Consider the following 16623-nt stretch of genomic DNA (forward strand, 5'->3'; position numbering starts at 1 on the left):
ATTGTCCAACTGTATAACGAGTTTCGTGTGAGGTCGATAGGGCGAATGCAGCAACTGATGTTTGACATCGACGGGCCCCGGTTCGTCGATACGCAGGGGCGGCACGCCATTCTGAGGGGCGTCAATCTGGGGGGAGACAGCAAGATCCCGCTGTCCCACGCCGGTCCCGTTCCGCCGCGCGATTTCGCTGATCACCGCAGCGTCAGTTTCATCGGGCGGCCCTTCCCCCTGGAGGAGGCCGACGCGCATCTGGGCCGTATCCGGGACTGGGGTTTCAACGTCCTGCGGCTGCTGACCTGCTGGGAAGCGGTCGAGCACGCCGGACGCGGTCAGTACGACGCGGCCTATCTCGACTATCTCGCGGCGGTCTGCGCCAAGGCCGGTGATCACGGCCTGGCGGTGTTCATCGACTTCCACCAGGACGTCTGGAGTCGGATGAGCGGCGGCGACGGCGCGCCCGGATGGGTGTTCGAGGCGGTCGGGCTGAACCTGGCGGCGTTTGACGCCGCCGACGCCGTCCACGTGATGCAGCAACGCTACGACTACGCCTCCCCGCACGCGCGGCAGGAGGATCGCTATCCGATGATGAGCTGGCCGCGGAACTACCAGATGCCGGTCAACGGGATCATGTGGACCGCCTTCTTCGCCGGGGCGACCCTGACGCCCGACTGGAAGGTCGGCGGCGTCAATGTGCAGGACTTCCTTCAGGGCGCCTATCTGGGCGCCATGCGGGCGGTCGCGGACCGGGTGAAGTCCCTGAACAACGTCATCGGCTTCGACAGCCTGAACGAGCCGGGCCAGGGCTGGGTCGGACAGAAGGTGTCGCAGCGCCGGACCGGACCGGATGCCGACAACGCCACGCCGCTGTGGCCGGGACCGTCATGGACCCCGCTGGATAGCCTGAAGGCCGCCCGGGGACAGGCCGTTCTCCTGCCGGTGCTCGAGCGCCGCCAGGGGTTTGAGATGGCGGAGGTCGGCGAGGCGGTGGTCAATCCCGGTGGCGCATCGATCTGGCTGGACGACGGGCCAGACCCGTTCGAGACGGCTGGCGCATGGACACTTCAGGGCGACGCCGCGGTGGTCGTGGACGAGGACTTCTTCCGCGTGCGGGATGGCCAGAAGCTGGATCACGAGCGGGACTTCATGCGGCCGTTCTTCGGCAAGGTCGCTGCGGCGATCCGCGACGTCCGCCCGGACTGGCTGCTGTTCGGCGAGATGTGTCCGTATCTGATGCTGCAGGGAAAGACCTTCCCAAGCCCGATGCCGGCCCGGACGGTGAACGCCAGTCATTGGTATGATGTCGAGATCCTGGGTTCGAAACTGTTCGACCCGCAATCCGACCTGGACGCCCGCCGCCAGCGCTATGCGTTCCAACTGAGCTATATCAGGGCCATGGGGCTGACGATGAGGGAAGGGGGGGCGCCGACGCTGGTGGGCGAGTTCGGTATTCCCTACGACCTCAATCATGGCGAAGCCTTCGACCGCTGGGCGTCGGGCGAGCGCGGCGACGAGGTCTGGAGCGCCCACGCGACGGCGCTGGGCCTGATGTACGACACGCTGGACACGCTTCTGCTGTCCTCGACCCAGTGGAACTATACGGCGACCAACCGAAACGACCTGCGAGTCGGCGACGGCTGGAACCAGGAAGACCTGTCGATCTATTCGGTCGACCAGACGACCGTCGAAGACGATCCGGCGTCGGGCGCCCGGGGACTGGCGGGCTTCTCCCGACCCTATGCCCGCAGCGCGCAGGGCGTGATCACGGCCATGGCGTTCGAAGCTAAGGCGCACCGCTTCACGGTCACCGTCGAAGCCGATCTCGCCATTAGCGCCCCGACCGAGATCTTCGTGCCGACCTGGCGCTTCCCCGAGGGCGTCGACGCGGTCCTGTCCGGCGCGGACGCCGTCTGGGAGCATGACCGAACCGAACAGGTCGTCCGCGTCACGGCATCCGGGGCGGGGTCGCTGGAGATCGTGCTGACGCCCCGGCGGGGTTGAGTCGGGACGCCGCTCGAAGGCGCTAGGACCCTCGCACCGTGAAGGCCTGGGCAAGGCGGGAAGACAGGCGTTCCTGGGTCTTCAGATAGTTTTCGACATCCGTGGGTTCGGACATCTGGCGGGTCCAGAGAACTTCGCCGTCGTCGGCCGACAGCAGAGACAGGTTGGCGATCGTTCGATCGGGCATCTGACGAACCGCCAGGTCAAGCACATGGGTCGCGTCCCCCTCACGAAGGGGTGCGTCCCTGGAACCGACCTTGAGGAAGGCCACTCCCCCGGCGGATTCCGTCTGGAGGTCGGCGACCAGATTCTCGGTGAGCCCGTCGATGAACATCGGAAACAGGGTCGTGTCGCAAAGATTGCGGCCGGGAGGCACGGCGATGCGAACTTTCGCGACCTCTGCCGTCTCAGGGGACGGAGATGTCGCCCCCCACGGCGCGTTGGTGAAGAGCATGAGAGCCGCGACGGCGCAGGCGACTCCGCTGGAGGCCAGCAGAAGGGACGTCCGGCCGGCGCGCCTCGGCGCGCGTGATGCATCGAGGTCTCCGATGAAACGGTAGCCGACGCGGGACTGGGTCTCGATCAGATCCGAACCGCCCGCTTCGACCAGGGCCTTCCGAAGCCGTTTCACACAGGTGTTGAGGTTTTGATCGGCGCCGAGATGCTCCGTCGACCAGAAATGCGCGATCAACTCTTCCCGGGTCGCGACCCTGTCTCGGCAGCCGATCAGATAGTCGAGCAGTTCGAGGGATTGTCTCGGGACTTCGACGCGCCTTCCGGCGAACCACAGGCTCAACGGGCGGCGGCGCAGGAGGTAGCCGTTGAACTGCAGCCCGCCGTCGCGGACGGGCCGGATGGCTGGGCCGTTTGGAGTCATCGATCCGATCTCGCGGCGCTGGACGTCAGCAAATGTCCCATCATGTCATTTGCCGACCGCAGAGCCAGCCCCTTCCGTGACGCCGTTGCGGCCCGGCCGCGCCCTGATCGGACCCTGTTGAATATGATGCACTCAATGATACGGGCAGTCTTCTGTTCGCTCATCGCCCTTGGCGGGGTGACCCACGCGACGGCCGAGGAGACGCGTATCGACGTACGCGTCCTGGCCCGTGGCGCCAAGTTTCTGCCTGGCTACGGCTCTGTCCCCATAACCCTGCGGGACGCGGACACAGGCGAGATCCTGAGCCAAGGCTGGACCGCGGGGGGAACCGGCGACACGGCTCGCATCCTGAGCGCGGAGACCGGAGCGCCCCGGCAGGTCCCCGGAGACAACGCGGCGGTGTTTTCGGTGTCATTGGAGCTCAACCGGCCTCGTCTGGTGATGCTCGAGGTCGGAAGCCCGGAAGGGGCTTCACGGACCGGTCGCCAGGTCAGCGCGCAATGGGTGCTTCCCGGCAGGCATCTGACCAATGGTGACGGCTGGGTCGTCGAAATGCCCGGACTTGTCGTCGATGTCTCCACCCCGACGGTCCACGACTTCAAGGCCGTGGGTGAGGAAATCGACCTTCTCGCCGGCGTCACCATGATGTGCGGATGTGGTCTGGAACCCGGCGGGCCCTGGGACGCAAATGAGGTGAAGGTGGAAGCCTGGATCTACCGGGACGGGGACCAGGTCGCGGTTCTTCCGCTGAGCTACGCCGGGCGCGCCAGTCGGTTTGAAGGTCGCTACACGCCGACGCGCGTCGGCGTGTACGAGATCGAAATCCGGGCCTGGGCCCCACAATGGAACAATGCGGGCGTCGCCCGCACCTCGGTGTTCGTTCGATGAGACAGCCAGCTTTCCATATCCTTCGCATCATGGGTCTGGCCGCCATCGCAGGGTCAGTGATCCTTACTGGAACAGCCTGTTCGGCTGATCGGCGTGAGACCGGTCCGGCGGAGAAACCACAGGTCGCCCCGCCGGCAGCGGCCGATGCCGCCGTCATCGCGGCCGTTGATCAGGAGTTGCGGACCCTGATGGCCGATCCGGGCTATCGGGCGATGTCTGTCGTGGTTTACCGCCAGGGCCGGCTCTCAACCCTTCACCGGGGAGAACTGGCGTCAGGTAGCCCTCCAGACGGCCACACGCTCTATGAGATCGCTTCCATTACCAAGACTTACACGGGGCTCCTGCTCGCCCAGGCCGTGCGGGACGGTAAGGTGGAACTGGACGTACCGGTGTCCGGCTATCTCCCGGACATCGAGCCGGCGGTCCTCAGCCGGAATGGCAGGGCGATCACCCTGCGCCATCTCGCGACCCACATGTCCGGGCTGCCGGCGTTCCTGGCCTGTGACGACGAAACGTCGCCGATTCCGGAACGCCTAGCCTGCATGGAAACCCACGATACCGCGGACTTCTTCAAACGTCTGGCGACGGTGAGGCTCCGATCCGATCCGGGGACCGACTATCTCTATTCAAATGCCGGCGCGAGACTCATCGGCCTTGTTCTGGAACGACGTTACGGCGCGAGCTATCCGGAGCTCCTCCAACGCTTCGTCTTCGCACGGACAGGTGAGCAGGAGACCTATTGCCGCGTTCCGCCACAGGTTCGGCCTCGTCTCGCCGTGCAGGAGAATATCGGTGGGGCCTGTAACGGGGGGAGCGGGCTTACGTCGACGACGACGGACGTCGGGCGGTACATGGCCTTCTATCTGGCGGATGACCGCGACCTCGTCGCGCAGGCCACGACGCCCCTGATCCAGCAGGGTCAGTGGGGACGGGCATATCTCTGGAATACCTATCGTCCTGACACCGAGGGGATGCTCTATCACGGGGGCGGCGCCTTCGGGACGTCGTCCTGGGTTTCGATCTATCCGCGCGAGGGCCTCGGCGTATTCCTGGTTACGCCCCACGTCGCGGATGACGCCCAGGCGAGGTTGAACGAAACCGCCAACGCCATCGTGGAGCGGTTGCGCGCGATCGGGACCAATGACGGATCAGCTGCGGGGCGGCGTGACGAAGCCTCGGGAAGAGGGCGCTAGGGAACGGCCCGCGCGGCGTCGCGCAACCGTCCGAGGGCGTCGAGGCGGGCGGCTTCGGGTGGCGAGCCGACCGATACGCCGGTCTCGCCGACCAGCAACGTCCGGTCGCTGTCCGGGCTGTACCGGGGCCACTCGGGCTGACCCGCGGCGTCCGGTCGGCCGTCGCGCGCGAACGCCGCCCAGTAGTCGGCCATGGCGGTGGCGATGCGCTGGTCGGCTTCGGAATAGTCGCCCTTCAGCCGACCCAGGGTGTCGAAGCCGTAGCCGAGGTCCGAGGCGTGCGGCGCTCCCGACCATTCGCGGCGCTTGCTCTCAGCGACATAGCCGAAGCTGTAGAGCCAGACCGGATGGCCCGCGGCGGCGTCTAGCGCGGCCAGGCGGCGGGCCGGCTCGACGAAGGTGAGCTCGGACGGCATGGCCCGGTTGAAGGTGTCGGAGGTCCCGTAGATGGCCATCAGGTCCGGCTTGGAGACCTCGACGTCCTCCAGCGTGCGGTCGGCGACCATTCCGCGCAGGAAGGACGGGATCGAGCCCAACTCGAAATCGGTGGCGCCGATGATCAGGGGCACGGGCGCCTGTTCCCCGCGCGAGAAGGCGTCCAGGGTCTGGGTCGTGACCAGCCGCCCGTCGATAATCGGGCCTGTGAAGGTGTTCCGCTCGGGGTTCAGCAGGTCCAGCCGTCCCCGCACCCGCTCGACCGGAAGGGCCCGCAGGTCGGCCGCCGTGGCGTTCCGGAGATTGACGGACGCGGCGAAGGCCTCGCCGACGCTTTCGCCCGATCGTTGGCCGGCCGGCGCCGTCAGCGGCGGCAAGCGGTCGCGCCCGCCGCCGGACTGGACGACAGCGCCCCGGAACAGGCCCCGGGCTTCGGCCATGGTCATCAGTTGCAGGACCGAGCCGCCGCCCGCCGACTGGCCCATGATGGTGACCCGCTCAGGGTCGCCGCCCAGGGCGCTGATGTTGTCGTGCACCCAGCGCAGCGCCGCGACCTGGTCCATCAGGCCGTAGTTGGCCGTCGGGCCGTCTCCCGCCTCCGCCGTCAGGGCGGGGTGGGCGAAGAAGCCGAAGCGCCCGAGCCGGTAGTTGAACGTCACCACCACGACCCCGCGCGCGGCCAGCCGGGCGCCATCGAACAGGGGCTGGCTGCCCGAGCCCATGATGAAGCCGCCGCCGTGGATCCAGACGATGACGGGCAGGGGCTCCGCCGTCCGCGTCTCGGGCGCCCAGACGTTCAGGGTCAGGCAGTCCTCGCTGGTCGGCTGTTTCGACTGGGTGTCATCCCAGCCCGGACGGGGCTGGATGCAGTCGGCGCCGAAGGCCGAGGCGTCGCGCACGCCCGTCCAGGCGGCCGCGGGCCGCGGCGCCCGCCAGCGCAGGTCGCCGACCGGGGGGGCGGCGTAGGGGATGTTCTTGAATGACCGCACTTCGCCTTCGTCCACGCCCGCCAGCGCGCCTTGCGAGATCTGGGCGGTGACCGACGTTCCCGGTGTCGTGGGCGGCGGCGTCTGGGCGCAGGCCGCGCCGGCCGCCAGCGTCAGGCCCAGGCAGGCGGCGGTCCAGGCGGCGCGGCGCCCCCGCGAGCGACGTGTCTGATCCATCTGAGATTTCTCCCGGATCGGCCGACGGAGTACAGTTCCGCCCCTTAAGCCAGATCACTTGCACATCACGCTATGCAGATGCATAACGAATGTCGAGTGACCTTCGGCGGCGCGGATTTCGAACAGAGAGTCGGACGCTTCGCCCGCTAGGGATGTCACTCGGGAAACGAAGGAATTCGGGCGAGTTGTCTTGGAAACGCGGGTGAACCTCAGAGTCCAGCAAAGAGAGGCGACCCAGGCGAGCCTGCTTCAGGCGGCGCTGGAGGTCTTCTCCGAAAAGGGCTTCGACGGCGCCTCGACGCGCGAGATCGCGGCCTTGGCCGGCGCCCACAACGCCCTGATCAAATACCACTTCTCCAGCAAGGACGCCCTGTGGCGGGCCGCTGTCGCCTTCCTGTTCGAGCGGCAGGCCAAGGAGCTGGCGCTGCCGCGGCCCGACGATCCCGTCCATGCCGATTTCCGGGCCTACGCCAAGGCGGTGATCCGCGCCGTCGTCGTCTATTCGGCCAAGCATCCCGAACACGCGCGGCTGATGATGCAGGAGAGCATGCGCGACAGCGAGCGCCTGCACTGGGCCACCGACAGCTTCATCGCCGATATCAGCAAGGTCTCGGCCCGGTTCATCGAAATGTGCAAGCGTGAAGGCATACTGCCGAACGTTTCCACACCGGCGCTGGTCTACATCTTCGTCGGCGCCGCCCAGACCTTCTACACCCTGGCGCCCGAGGTCCGCCGCGTGTGGAACATCGATCCGTCCGACCCGGATGTCATCGAGGCCCATATCGACGCGCTGACCCAGGTTCTTGTCCGATAGTCCGGACGCTCACATGACCCACCACAGGAACACTCCCATGATCCGCCGCATCGCCCTTGTCGCCGCCCTGTCCCTCGTCGGAGCCGCCCCGGCCCTGGCCCAGACCGCCCCGGCTCCGGCTCCCGCCGCCGAAGCGCCGGCGAAACCGAAATTCTCGATCGACATGACCATGGCCGATCTGACCGCGGATCCGCAGGCGCGCGTCGTGGTCGGCGCCTTCTTCGAGCGCCGCCGGATCGCCGCCGGCGCGCCGCCGATGACGCCGGAGGAGACCGCCAGCATCAGCGAGATGATCGCCGGCCTGACGCCGCGCCAACTGGCCGAGTTCCCGCAAGCCAATCTGGACGACGCGGCCCTGGCCGAGCTGGACGCCGCGCTGGCGGCGATCCCGGCTGCGCCGCCGACCGAGTAAGCCAAAGCCGACCGAAGAGGCGGCCGGACCGTCGTCAGACTCCGCCCTTGATGGCGGCGAGGGAGAATTGCGCCATGTCGATGCTCAAGCTGGTCATGGCGGCCCTGGCCTGCCTTCTGTTGTCGGTCGCCTCGGTTCGCGCCGAGGATGAGCCGGCTGACCGGCCCGTCGCCTTGAGAACCAACGGGGCCGTCGATCCGATCGGCGTGGATACGCCCCGACCCCGGCTGTCATGGCGACCGCCGGTTCGCGGGCAGACCGCCTGGCAGGTGCGCGTCGCGGCGTCCGAACAGGCTCTGGGGCAAGGACGGCTGCTCTGGGACAGCGGACGGGTTGCGTCGCCGACGGCGGTCAGCGCGGCCTACGGCGGCCCCGCGCCCACCTCCCGGGAGCGACGCGTGTGGCAGGTTCGCCTGTGGGATGAGCGCGGCCGCGCCACGCCGTGGAGTACGCCGGCCTCCTGGGAGACCGGCTTGCTGGAGCCGGGAGATTGGCAAGGGCGCTGGATCCAGCGCAACGCCGCGGCGCCGACCGGCTGGTCCGATGCGGTCATCACCGTCGACTTCACGCTGCGGGGCCGCATGTTCGACGTGCTGTTCCGGGCGACGCCGGTCGGCAAGACCTATGGCGAGGCCTACGCCTGGCGCATCACCGAGGACGAGAGCGGCGCCGCCGTCCTGATCGCCCAGGTCCGCGACTATCCGGGCGGCAGCCGCTCGATGGTCAATCAGACTGCCCTGAAGACCGTGCCCCTGGGCCTGTCGGCGGAGGCGCTGCGCCAGGGACGCCATGTCCTGACCATCGAAGCTGTGGGCGATCGGATCGTCACTCGTCTGGACGGACGCCAGGTCGACGAAACCCGCGACGCCAGCCAGACGCAGGGAACGGTCGGCTTCCTGGCCTCGGCCACCGATGCGGCTGTCATTCACGGCGTCTCGGTCACGCCGGCCTCGGCGTCCGACGGCCCGGCCTTCGAGACTCGGTTCGAGCGCGGCGACAATCCCTTGAGCGGCGGGAGCATCGGCCCGGATGGCCTGATGTTGCCTTCGGGGGTGCCGACCAAAGATATCGTCGTGCCCCTGTCCAATCCCGCCCCCCTGCTGCGGCGGGACTTTGATCTGGAGGCGGGCGAGATCGCCTCCGCCCGGCTGTATGTCGCCGTCGGCGGCTGGGCCGACATGACCGTGAACGGCACGCCGCTGTCGGAACTACCGATGGCGCCGGGCTGGACCGACTACGATCATCGGGTTCTGTACCAGACCTATGATGTTGCGCCCTTGATGGCGCGAGGCCGGAACGTTCTGGCGGCCGAACTGGGCCGAGGCTGGTACGGCGTCACCGAACCCAACGAATGGTATTTCCATCAGGCGGCCTGGCATGCCGAACCCGCCCTGCGCGCGCAGCTGGAGATCACCTTCGCCGACGGACGCCGTCAGGTGATCGCCTCCGACCGGAGCTGGAAGACCGCGGACGGGCCGACCCGCCATGACTCCATCTACGCCGGTGAACGCTATGACGCCCGTCTGGAGCCGCGGGGCTGGCGCACCGCTGCGTTTGCCGCGAACGGCTGGACGCCGGCCATGGAAACGACTGGCCCGCGCGGCGCCCTGGTCGCCGCGGCGGCCGAACCGATCCGTCCGATCGAGGATGTGCGGCCGGTCTCGCGCACCGAGGTCCGTCCGGGCGTCTGGGTGTTCGATTTCGGGCGCATTCTCACCGGACGGCCGCGTCTGACGATGTCGGGTGAGACGGGGCGGACGGTCAGCCTGGTCCTGACTGAGAAGAAGGCCGAGGACGGAACCGCCCTGGTCGCCAGCGGCCTGATCGACGCCCAGCTGCAGACGTTGCGCTACACCTTCGCGGGCGAGGGGGCGGAGCACTGGGCCCCGCGCTTCAGCTATGCCGGGTTCCGCTACATCCAGGTCGAAGGCCTGGACGCGGCCCCGGCCGACGACTTCGTCGTCGCCGAAATCATCCACTCCGACGTGCCCAGGATCGGCGCCTTCGAAAGCGGAAATACGCTGCTGAACCGGATCCAGCAGGCGTCGCAGAACGCCCTGCTGAACAACATGCATGGGCTGATGACCGACACGCCCAGCCTGGAGAAGAACGGCTGGACCGGAGACGCCCAGGCGTCGTCGGCCGCCGCCGGCGTGAATTTCGGCATGGCGCGGGTCTGGACCAAATGGCTGGCCGACTTCCGCGACGCCCAGGCGGCGAGCGGGGAACTGCCGGAGATCGTGCCCTCGACCTCGTTCTATGGCTTCGAGCAGACGCCGGGCTGGTCCTTCATCTGGGGGCCGACGCCCGCATGGGACGCGGCGATGTTCGTGATCCCGGACGAACTGGTGCGCCACTACGGCGACGAGACCATCCTGGCGTCGATGTACGAGGCGCAGAAGCGGCTGGTCGACTACACCGGGACGCTCATCACCGCGCCCGACTTCACCTATGCCCGAGGCCTGGGCGACTATGCCGGGAAGGGGCCGTTCGGTCCGGTCGATGCGACCTCGTCGGCCTATTATTTCCACATGGTCTCGATGCTGGCGCGGAATGCGGCGGCGCTGGGCAGGGTGGACGAAGCGGCCCGCTATGGCGAACTCGCGGGCCGCATCCGTGAGGCCTACAATCGGAAATACTGGAATGCGGCGGCCCGGCGCTATCTGACGCCGCCGGTCGCGAATGGTCCGACGCCGCCGTTCAGCCAGACCCAGAACATCCTGCCGCTGGCGTTCGGCCTGGTTCCGGACGGCGAGGCGCAGGCGGTCGCCGACGCGGTCGCCGCCGATCTGGAAGCCAACGACCTGACCCTGACCATGGGGGTTTATCCGCTGCGCTACGCCATGACCCTGCTGACCGACCACGGCCATGCCGACACCGCCTATCGTGTGGCGACGCGGACGACGCAGCCGAGCTGGGGCTTCTGGCTGGAGAACGACATCAATTCCATGCTGGAAGGGTGGGGACTGAACGCCCGATCCTGGAACCACCACTATTTCGCGTCGATCAGCGACTGGTTCTACGAAGGGCTGGCCGGCATCCGCCCCGCCTCGCCGGGGTACGCCGATCTGGTCATTCGCCCGGCCCTGCCGGCCGGTCTGGACCATGCCGCCGCCACGGTCGATGCGCCGCGCGGACAGATACGGTCGGCCTGGCGCCGCGACGGGGCGCAAGCCGTGCTGGACGTGGTCGTCCCGGGGGCGACCCGGGCGGAAATCTGGCTGCCCAACGGCGGCGGCCGGCTGACCCGGTCGCCCCGCGGCGCGCGCTACCTTCGCGCCCAGGACGGACACGCGATCTATGCGGTCGGTCCGGGAGCCGCGACCTTCATCTTCACGCCGAACTGAGAAACGCCCGACATGTCGTCAGCCCCATCGTCGCTCTCCGGGGCCATCAAACATCACGCCGGAGAGGCGGGCGACCGCGCGGCGCTGACCGAGGGCGAGACGACCCTGAGCTACGTCGCCCTGAACCACTTGATGGACCGGGCCGCGGCCGCGCTTCAACGCGACGGCCTGTCGGTGGGGGATCGCGTGGTCCTGCTCGGGGAGCCCGGACTGGCCTACGCCGTCGCCTTTCTGGGCGCCGTCCGGGCCGGGATGACGCCCGTTCCGTTGGCGACAGGCGTCACGGACGAAACGCTCGCCGCCATGCTGGGCGACGCCCGGCCGGCGGCGATGTTTGTCGACGGCGCCCAATCCGGCCGGGTCGAGACAACAGCCAACGACCCTCTGGTCGTCACCCTCGACGGCGATGGCGGACAGTCCTGGCAGACCTGGCTGGCGCCGGCCGGTGCGGCGCCGACGACCGTCGAGATCGCGCCGGGCGCGGCGTTCAATCTGATCTACTCATCGGGCACGACCGGGGTCCCCAAAGGCATCATCCATTCCCACGCGATGCGCGAGCGGCAGATGGGCGGGCTGGGTGGTCTGTTCGGTCCCCAGGCCGTGACCCTGCTGACGACGCCGATGTATTCGAACACGACGCTGGTCACCCTTCTGCCGGCCCTGCTGACGGGCGGCGCGGTCGTTCTCATGCGCAAATTCGATGTCGGCGCCTTCCTGCGTCTGGCCGAACAGCACGCCGTGACCCACACCATGCTGGTCCCGGTCCAGTATCAGCGGCTGATGGCGAGCCCCCTGTTCGACGGCGCGGACCTGTCGGCGTTCCAGCTCAAGCTCTGCACCAGCGCGCCGTTCTCGGTCGAGCTGAAGTCCGAGGTGCTGCGGCGCTGGCCGGGCGGTCTTCTGGAGCTGTTCGGCATGACCGAAGGCGGCGGCGTCTGCCTGCTTCCTGCTCATCTGTTCCCGCACAAGCTCCACACCGTCGGCATGCCCGCGCCGGGCGCCGACATGCGGATCATTGACGAGACCGGCCTGGAACTGGCGGTCGGAGAGGTCGGCGAGATCGTCAGCTACTCCGAGCAAATGATGATGGCCGGCTATCACAATCGTCCCGAGGCGACCGCGGCCGGGCGCTGGGAGTCCGCGGACGGCCGAGCCTTCATCCGCACCGGCGATCTGGGGCGGTTCGACGAAGACGGTTTCCTGGAGATCGTCGGGCGCAAGAAGGACATGATTATCTCGGGCGGATTCAACATCTACCCGGTCGATCTTGAGAAGCAGCTGGATCAACATCCGGCGGTGACGGAGTCCGCCGTCGTGGGCGTCCCGGACGACAGATGGGGCGAAACCCCGGTGGGGTTCGTGGTCGGCGCGCCGGATATCGACGTAGAGGCCGTCCGGGCCTGGGCCAATGAGCGGTTGGGGCCGGTTCAGCGCCTGTCCGTGGTCATCCGCCTGGACGAACTGCCGCGCAACGCCCTGGGCAAGGTGCTGAAGACCGCGCTGGCCGAGATGGCGGCCCGTTAGGGCGCGGCGAAGCCCTGGACTTCCAGCCAGTTGAGCAGGTCACGGATCCAGAAGTCGCTGCTTGTCCCTTGATGGTTCATGCCGAAGCCGTGGCCGCCCTTGGCGTAGACGTGCAGTTCGGGCTGCCGGGCCCCCTGTGCGGCGGCCTGGTAGAAGCGGATGACCGTCGGCGCCGCCAGCTTGTCGTCGCCGGCGACGGCCAGGAACACCGGAGGCAGGTCGGTAGGCACGGGCGCGTCGTTGAAGGCCGCGCCGTAGATCAGGCCGGCGAAGGCGGGACGGGCCGCCGCGTCCTGGGCCAGAAGGGCGCCCGCGGTCACTCTCGCTCCGGCCGAGAAGCCGATCATGCCGACCTTGGCCGGATCGACGCCCCAGTCCGCCGCGCGGCTCCGCACCAGGGCCAGAGCCTGCAGACCGTCCGCGACGCCGAAGGTGGCGGCCTCGTCCAGGTTCAGTTCGCCGCCGCGCGCGCTCGCCTGGGCCATGAAGACGAAGAACTCGCGCCAAAGCTGGCGGTCGTCGACCGGCGTCTCAATGGTGCGATATTTCAGCAGGAAGACGGTGACGCCGTGAGCGGTCAGGGCGCGAGCGACGTCCACACCCTCGGCCTGCATGGTTAGAAAGCGAAAGCCTCCGCCGGGCGCGACGATGACCGCGGCGCCGGTCGCGGTCCCTGGCTCGGGCTGGAACACCTGCAGGGTCGGCCGCGTGACGTTGCGCACCACCTGGAAGGCGCCGGTGGGGAAGGGGCTGACGACCTCGACCTGAGTCGCGTGTTCCGATCCCGGGGCTGCGCCCGGCCAGACGTCGAACGCGGGAGACTGGGCCCGGGCGGGGAGGGCGAGGACCAGGAAGGCGGCGAGCGCCAGTCCGGCGCGGGTGACGGTGGACGGCATGGGAGAGCCTCCTGGGTGGCGATGGCGGCGATATTCTCGCCCTTGGGAGCGTCCGCATCCGGACGGTGGTGCGGAATAGCTAGCCTTGCGCTGTTTGGTTATGCAATCGCTCAAATAATTGTTGACGACACTTTTGAAATAACGGAACCTCCGCTCACAATCTGGGACGACAGATTTCAACTGTCGCTGGGAGTGATTAGTCGGCCCCCCGTTTCTCGGTCGCGCCGATGTCCGGAAACAACCGCTGAGGCGGACAGGCCATGGGGCCTGGGGGGATGACACATGCGAAATGCGACCTTGACCATGCGGCTGCTGGCGACGACCGCCCTCGTCGTTCTCGGCGTCAGTTCGGCCGGCGTGGCGGCGGCCCAGGACGCGCCCGCTCCGTCGGGCGCGCAGGATGAAGAAGCCACCAACCTGGAAGACGTCGTGGTGACCGGCACCCTGCTGCGCGGAGTCGCGCCGACGGGCACCAATGTGGTCAGCGTCGATCGCGAGGACATCACCCGGACCGGGGTGGCCTCCTCCAACGACCTGCTGGCGCGCATTCCGCAGATTTCGAACGCCTTCAACGGCGCGCCGCAGCCCGGCGGCACGATCGCGCTGCCGATCAACCGACCCAACATCCGCAACCTGGGCGCCTCGGGCGGATCGACCACGCTGGTCTTGTTGAACGGGAACCGCCTGGTCGGCGCCGGGGTGCTGCAGACCTCGCCGGACCCGAGCATCATCCCACCGGGCATGATCGAGCGCGTCGAGGTCATCCCCGACGGCGGGTCGTCCATCTATGGCTCCGACGCCATCGGCGGCGTGGTCAACTTCATCACGCGCAAGCGGTTTGACGGCGTAGAACTGACCGGCCGTTACGGCGTCGCCGACGGTTACGACCAGTCCGACCTGAACCTGACGGCGGGTCACGACTGGACCGGCGGTTCGGCCATCATCTCCTACGCCTACGCCCGGCACAGCAACATCATCGGCGCCGACCGGGACTATTTCACCCAGGATCTGCGCAGCAAGGGCGGCTCCGATTTCCGCTCGAATGCCTGTTCGCCGGGCACCATCACGACCCCCAATCCCTTCTCTCCGCTCCTGCCGGGCGTGAACTACACCCTGCCGGGTCGGACGCCGGGAACGAACCTGTGCGACGAAGCCGACGTCATCGACTTCTATCCGGAGGAAGAGCGCCACAGCCTGTTCGCCGCGGTCACGCATAACCTCAGCGACCGCCTGGTGTTCGAAGCGACCGGCTACTATTCCCAGCGCGACACCACTCGCCGGGGCATGTCCGCCACCGAAGGCACTGGCATCCGGGGCAGCGGCACGATCACGGCGCTGAATCCCTATTTCCAGTCCGTCGCCGGAGAACTGGGCCACTCGGTCGCCTTCAACTATTCGGCGGCCTGGGGCACGGGCGCGCCGGAGAACACCAGCCGCTTCACCTCCGCCGGCCTGACGCCGTCGCTGACCTATCAACTGAACGACGACTGGCGCCTGCGTGGCTCGCTGAACTGGGGCCGCAGCACCAACCTGGTGCGGACCTGGCAGATCAACACCGCCGCGGAAGCGGCGGCCCTGGCGGGAACGACGACCGCGACCGCGCTCAATCCCTATAATGTCGGGGCCACCAATCGGGCGGTGCTGGACGGGATCATCAACTTCCAGAGCTACGGCCACTCGGTCCAGGAAATCCGCGAAGTCCGCGCTGTCGCCGACGGCGTGCTGGGGAGCCTGCCTGCCGGAGACGTGAAGGTGGCCTTCGGCGCCGAGTATCACGAGGAGACGATCGACGCCGAGCAGGGGGCAGGTCCGCCGTCCGCCCTGGTTCTGGGTGAAGCCTCCGCCAAGCGGGACGTCAAATCGGTCTTCGGCGAAGTGCTGGTTCCGGTGTTCGACAGCGCCTCGCTGGGCTCGTTCGATCTGTCCGCCTCGGTGCGCTACGATTCCTATAGCGACGTCGGCGACACGACCAATCCCAAGATCGGCTTCAACTATCGGCCGACCTCCTCTCTGACCGTGCGTGGCAACTGGGGGACCTCGTTCCACGCGCCGAGCCTGGCGGACATGGGGCAGGCGGTTGATACGCGGGCCCAGGTCTTGAGCTTCAGCCCGTTCCTGCCGGCCGGCAGTCCCACGACTGACCTGTTCCGGCCCACCATCCTCCTGGCCGGGGGCAACCCCAACCTGAAGCCGGAGGAGGCCGACACATGGTCGCTCGGCTTCGACTGGAAGCCCGAGGGCGCACTGGACGGCCTGACCGCCAGCGTGACCTATTTCAACGTCGCCTTCACCGATGCGATCGGCCTGGCGCCGTTCCTGAGCGGCGCGCCCTTCTTCGCCAACCCCAGCTATGCGTCCTACTTCATCCGCAATCCGACCCAGGCTCAGGCGCTTGCGGCCACCTCGGGAATGCGGGTTGAAGGGGCGCCCAGCATCGCGGCCCTGTACGCCGGCTTCCTGACGCCGGCCGTCCTGATCGACGCGCGCCGCACCAATCTGGGCACGCTCGATGTCGACGGCATCGACTTCAATCTGCAGTATTTCCGACCCGCCGATTTCGGGGCCTGGCACGTCGGCCTGGCCGGGACCTACAACCTGACCCGCGACAGCCGTCCCGTCGCCGGCGGCCCGGTCACCGACGAGTTCAACAACGGGTCCAGCCCCTATTCGCTGGTCGGATCCGCGGGCGTGGCGATCGATGCGTTCAACGTCGAACTGACGGTCAATCACAGTGCCGCGGCGGATGTTCAGGGCATCGTCGGCCAGACCAAGATCGACAGCTTCACCACGGTCAATCTGTTCGGCGCCTATGACCTGTCGTTCGGCGGGGTCCTGAGCGACACGACGCTGACCGTCAACGTTGACAATCTGTTCGACGAAGAGCCGCCCTACTACAATGCGGCCGGCGGCACGGCCAACGGCGCCACCCTGGGACGGATGGTCTCGGTGGGCATTCGCAAGACGTTCTGATCCTGAGCCGGAGCGGCTCCCCCGGGGCCGCGCCGACTTGACTGGCCGACGTGGATCAGCCTCCGCGTCGGCCCATTTTTTTGGTGTGTGTCTGATGCGGTCGCGA

The 16623-nt window shown here is 67.8% G+C and carries 11 protein-coding genes; 8 read left to right on the top strand and 3 right to left on the bottom strand.

From position 1 onward, the window contains the following. Positions 1-57: 57 nt before the first annotated feature. The gene (locus tag AC1RRF_RS04940) at positions 58-1998 is read left to right on the top strand and encodes a cellulase family glycosylhydrolase (RefSeq protein ID WP_492833347.1); all 1941 of its coding nucleotides are present in this window, start codon (positions 58-60) and stop codon (positions 1996-1998) included. A 22-nt stretch (positions 1999-2020) separates the two neighbouring features. Here AC1RRF_RS04940 and AC1RRF_RS04945 read toward each other — a convergent pair whose 3' ends face one another. Continuing rightward, on the bottom strand, positions 2021-2794 hold the full coding sequence (locus AC1RRF_RS04945) for a winged helix-turn-helix domain-containing protein (protein WP_492833348.1): 774 nt from the start codon (positions 2792-2794) through the stop codon (positions 2021-2023). Here AC1RRF_RS04945 and AC1RRF_RS04950 point away from each other — a divergent pair. Then, the gene (locus AC1RRF_RS04950; RefSeq protein WP_492834160.1) at positions 2678-3763 is read left to right on the top strand and encodes a hypothetical protein; all 1086 of its coding nucleotides are present in this window, start codon (positions 2678-2680) and stop codon (positions 3761-3763) included. The two genes, AC1RRF_RS04945 and AC1RRF_RS04950, sit on opposite strands and share 117 nt — an antisense overlap. Positions 3764-3792: 29 nt before the next feature. Beyond that, positions 3793-4956: a serine hydrolase domain-containing protein gene (locus tag AC1RRF_RS04955; protein ID WP_492833349.1), complete on the top strand. Its 1164-nt coding sequence runs from the start codon at positions 3793-3795 to the stop codon at positions 4954-4956. Here the strand turns inward: AC1RRF_RS04955 and AC1RRF_RS04960 are convergent. Further along, the gene (locus tag AC1RRF_RS04960; protein WP_492833350.1) at positions 4953-6554 is read right to left on the bottom strand and encodes a carboxylesterase/lipase family protein; all 1602 of its coding nucleotides are present in this window, start codon (positions 6552-6554) and stop codon (positions 4953-4955) included. The two genes, AC1RRF_RS04955 and AC1RRF_RS04960, sit on opposite strands and share 4 nt — an antisense overlap. A 202-nt stretch (positions 6555-6756) precedes the next feature. Between AC1RRF_RS04960 and AC1RRF_RS04965 the strand changes: the two genes are divergently transcribed. From AC1RRF_RS04965 to AC1RRF_RS04980, 4 genes are all read left to right on the top strand, one after another. Next, positions 6757-7368, top strand: a complete 612-nt coding sequence (locus AC1RRF_RS04965; protein ID WP_492833351.1) for a TetR/AcrR family transcriptional regulator — start codon at positions 6757-6759, stop codon at positions 7366-7368. A 37-nt stretch (positions 7369-7405) separates the two neighbouring features. Continuing rightward, the gene (locus AC1RRF_RS04970; protein ID WP_492833352.1) at positions 7406-7780 is read left to right on the top strand and encodes a hypothetical protein; all 375 of its coding nucleotides are present in this window, start codon (positions 7406-7408) and stop codon (positions 7778-7780) included. A 74-nt stretch (positions 7781-7854) separates the two neighbouring features. Beyond that, on the top strand, positions 7855-11127 hold the full coding sequence (locus AC1RRF_RS04975; RefSeq protein WP_492833353.1) for a family 78 glycoside hydrolase catalytic domain: 3273 nt from the start codon (positions 7855-7857) through the stop codon (positions 11125-11127). 12 nt (positions 11128-11139) lie between these two features. Next, positions 11140-12651 (top strand): class I adenylate-forming enzyme family protein, encoded by a 1512-nt coding sequence (locus AC1RRF_RS04980; RefSeq protein WP_492833354.1) that lies wholly within the window; start codon positions 11140-11142, stop codon positions 12649-12651. On the opposite strand, the gene AC1RRF_RS04985 is transcribed toward AC1RRF_RS04980, so the two are convergent. Next, positions 12648-13547, bottom strand: coding sequence for an alpha/beta hydrolase (locus AC1RRF_RS04985; RefSeq protein ID WP_492833355.1), 900 nt, complete (start codon positions 13545-13547; stop codon positions 12648-12650). The two genes, AC1RRF_RS04980 and AC1RRF_RS04985, sit on opposite strands and share 4 nt — an antisense overlap. Positions 13548-13829: 282 nt before the next feature. Here AC1RRF_RS04985 and AC1RRF_RS04990 point away from each other — a divergent pair, with 282 nt between their 5' ends. Further along, positions 13830-16517 (top strand): TonB-dependent receptor, encoded by a 2688-nt coding sequence (locus AC1RRF_RS04990; RefSeq protein ID WP_492833356.1) that lies wholly within the window; start codon positions 13830-13832, stop codon positions 16515-16517. Positions 16518-16623: the final 106 nt, after the last annotated feature.

Source organism: Brevundimonas sp. GW821-FHT12C05 (genome assembly GCF_058807475.1).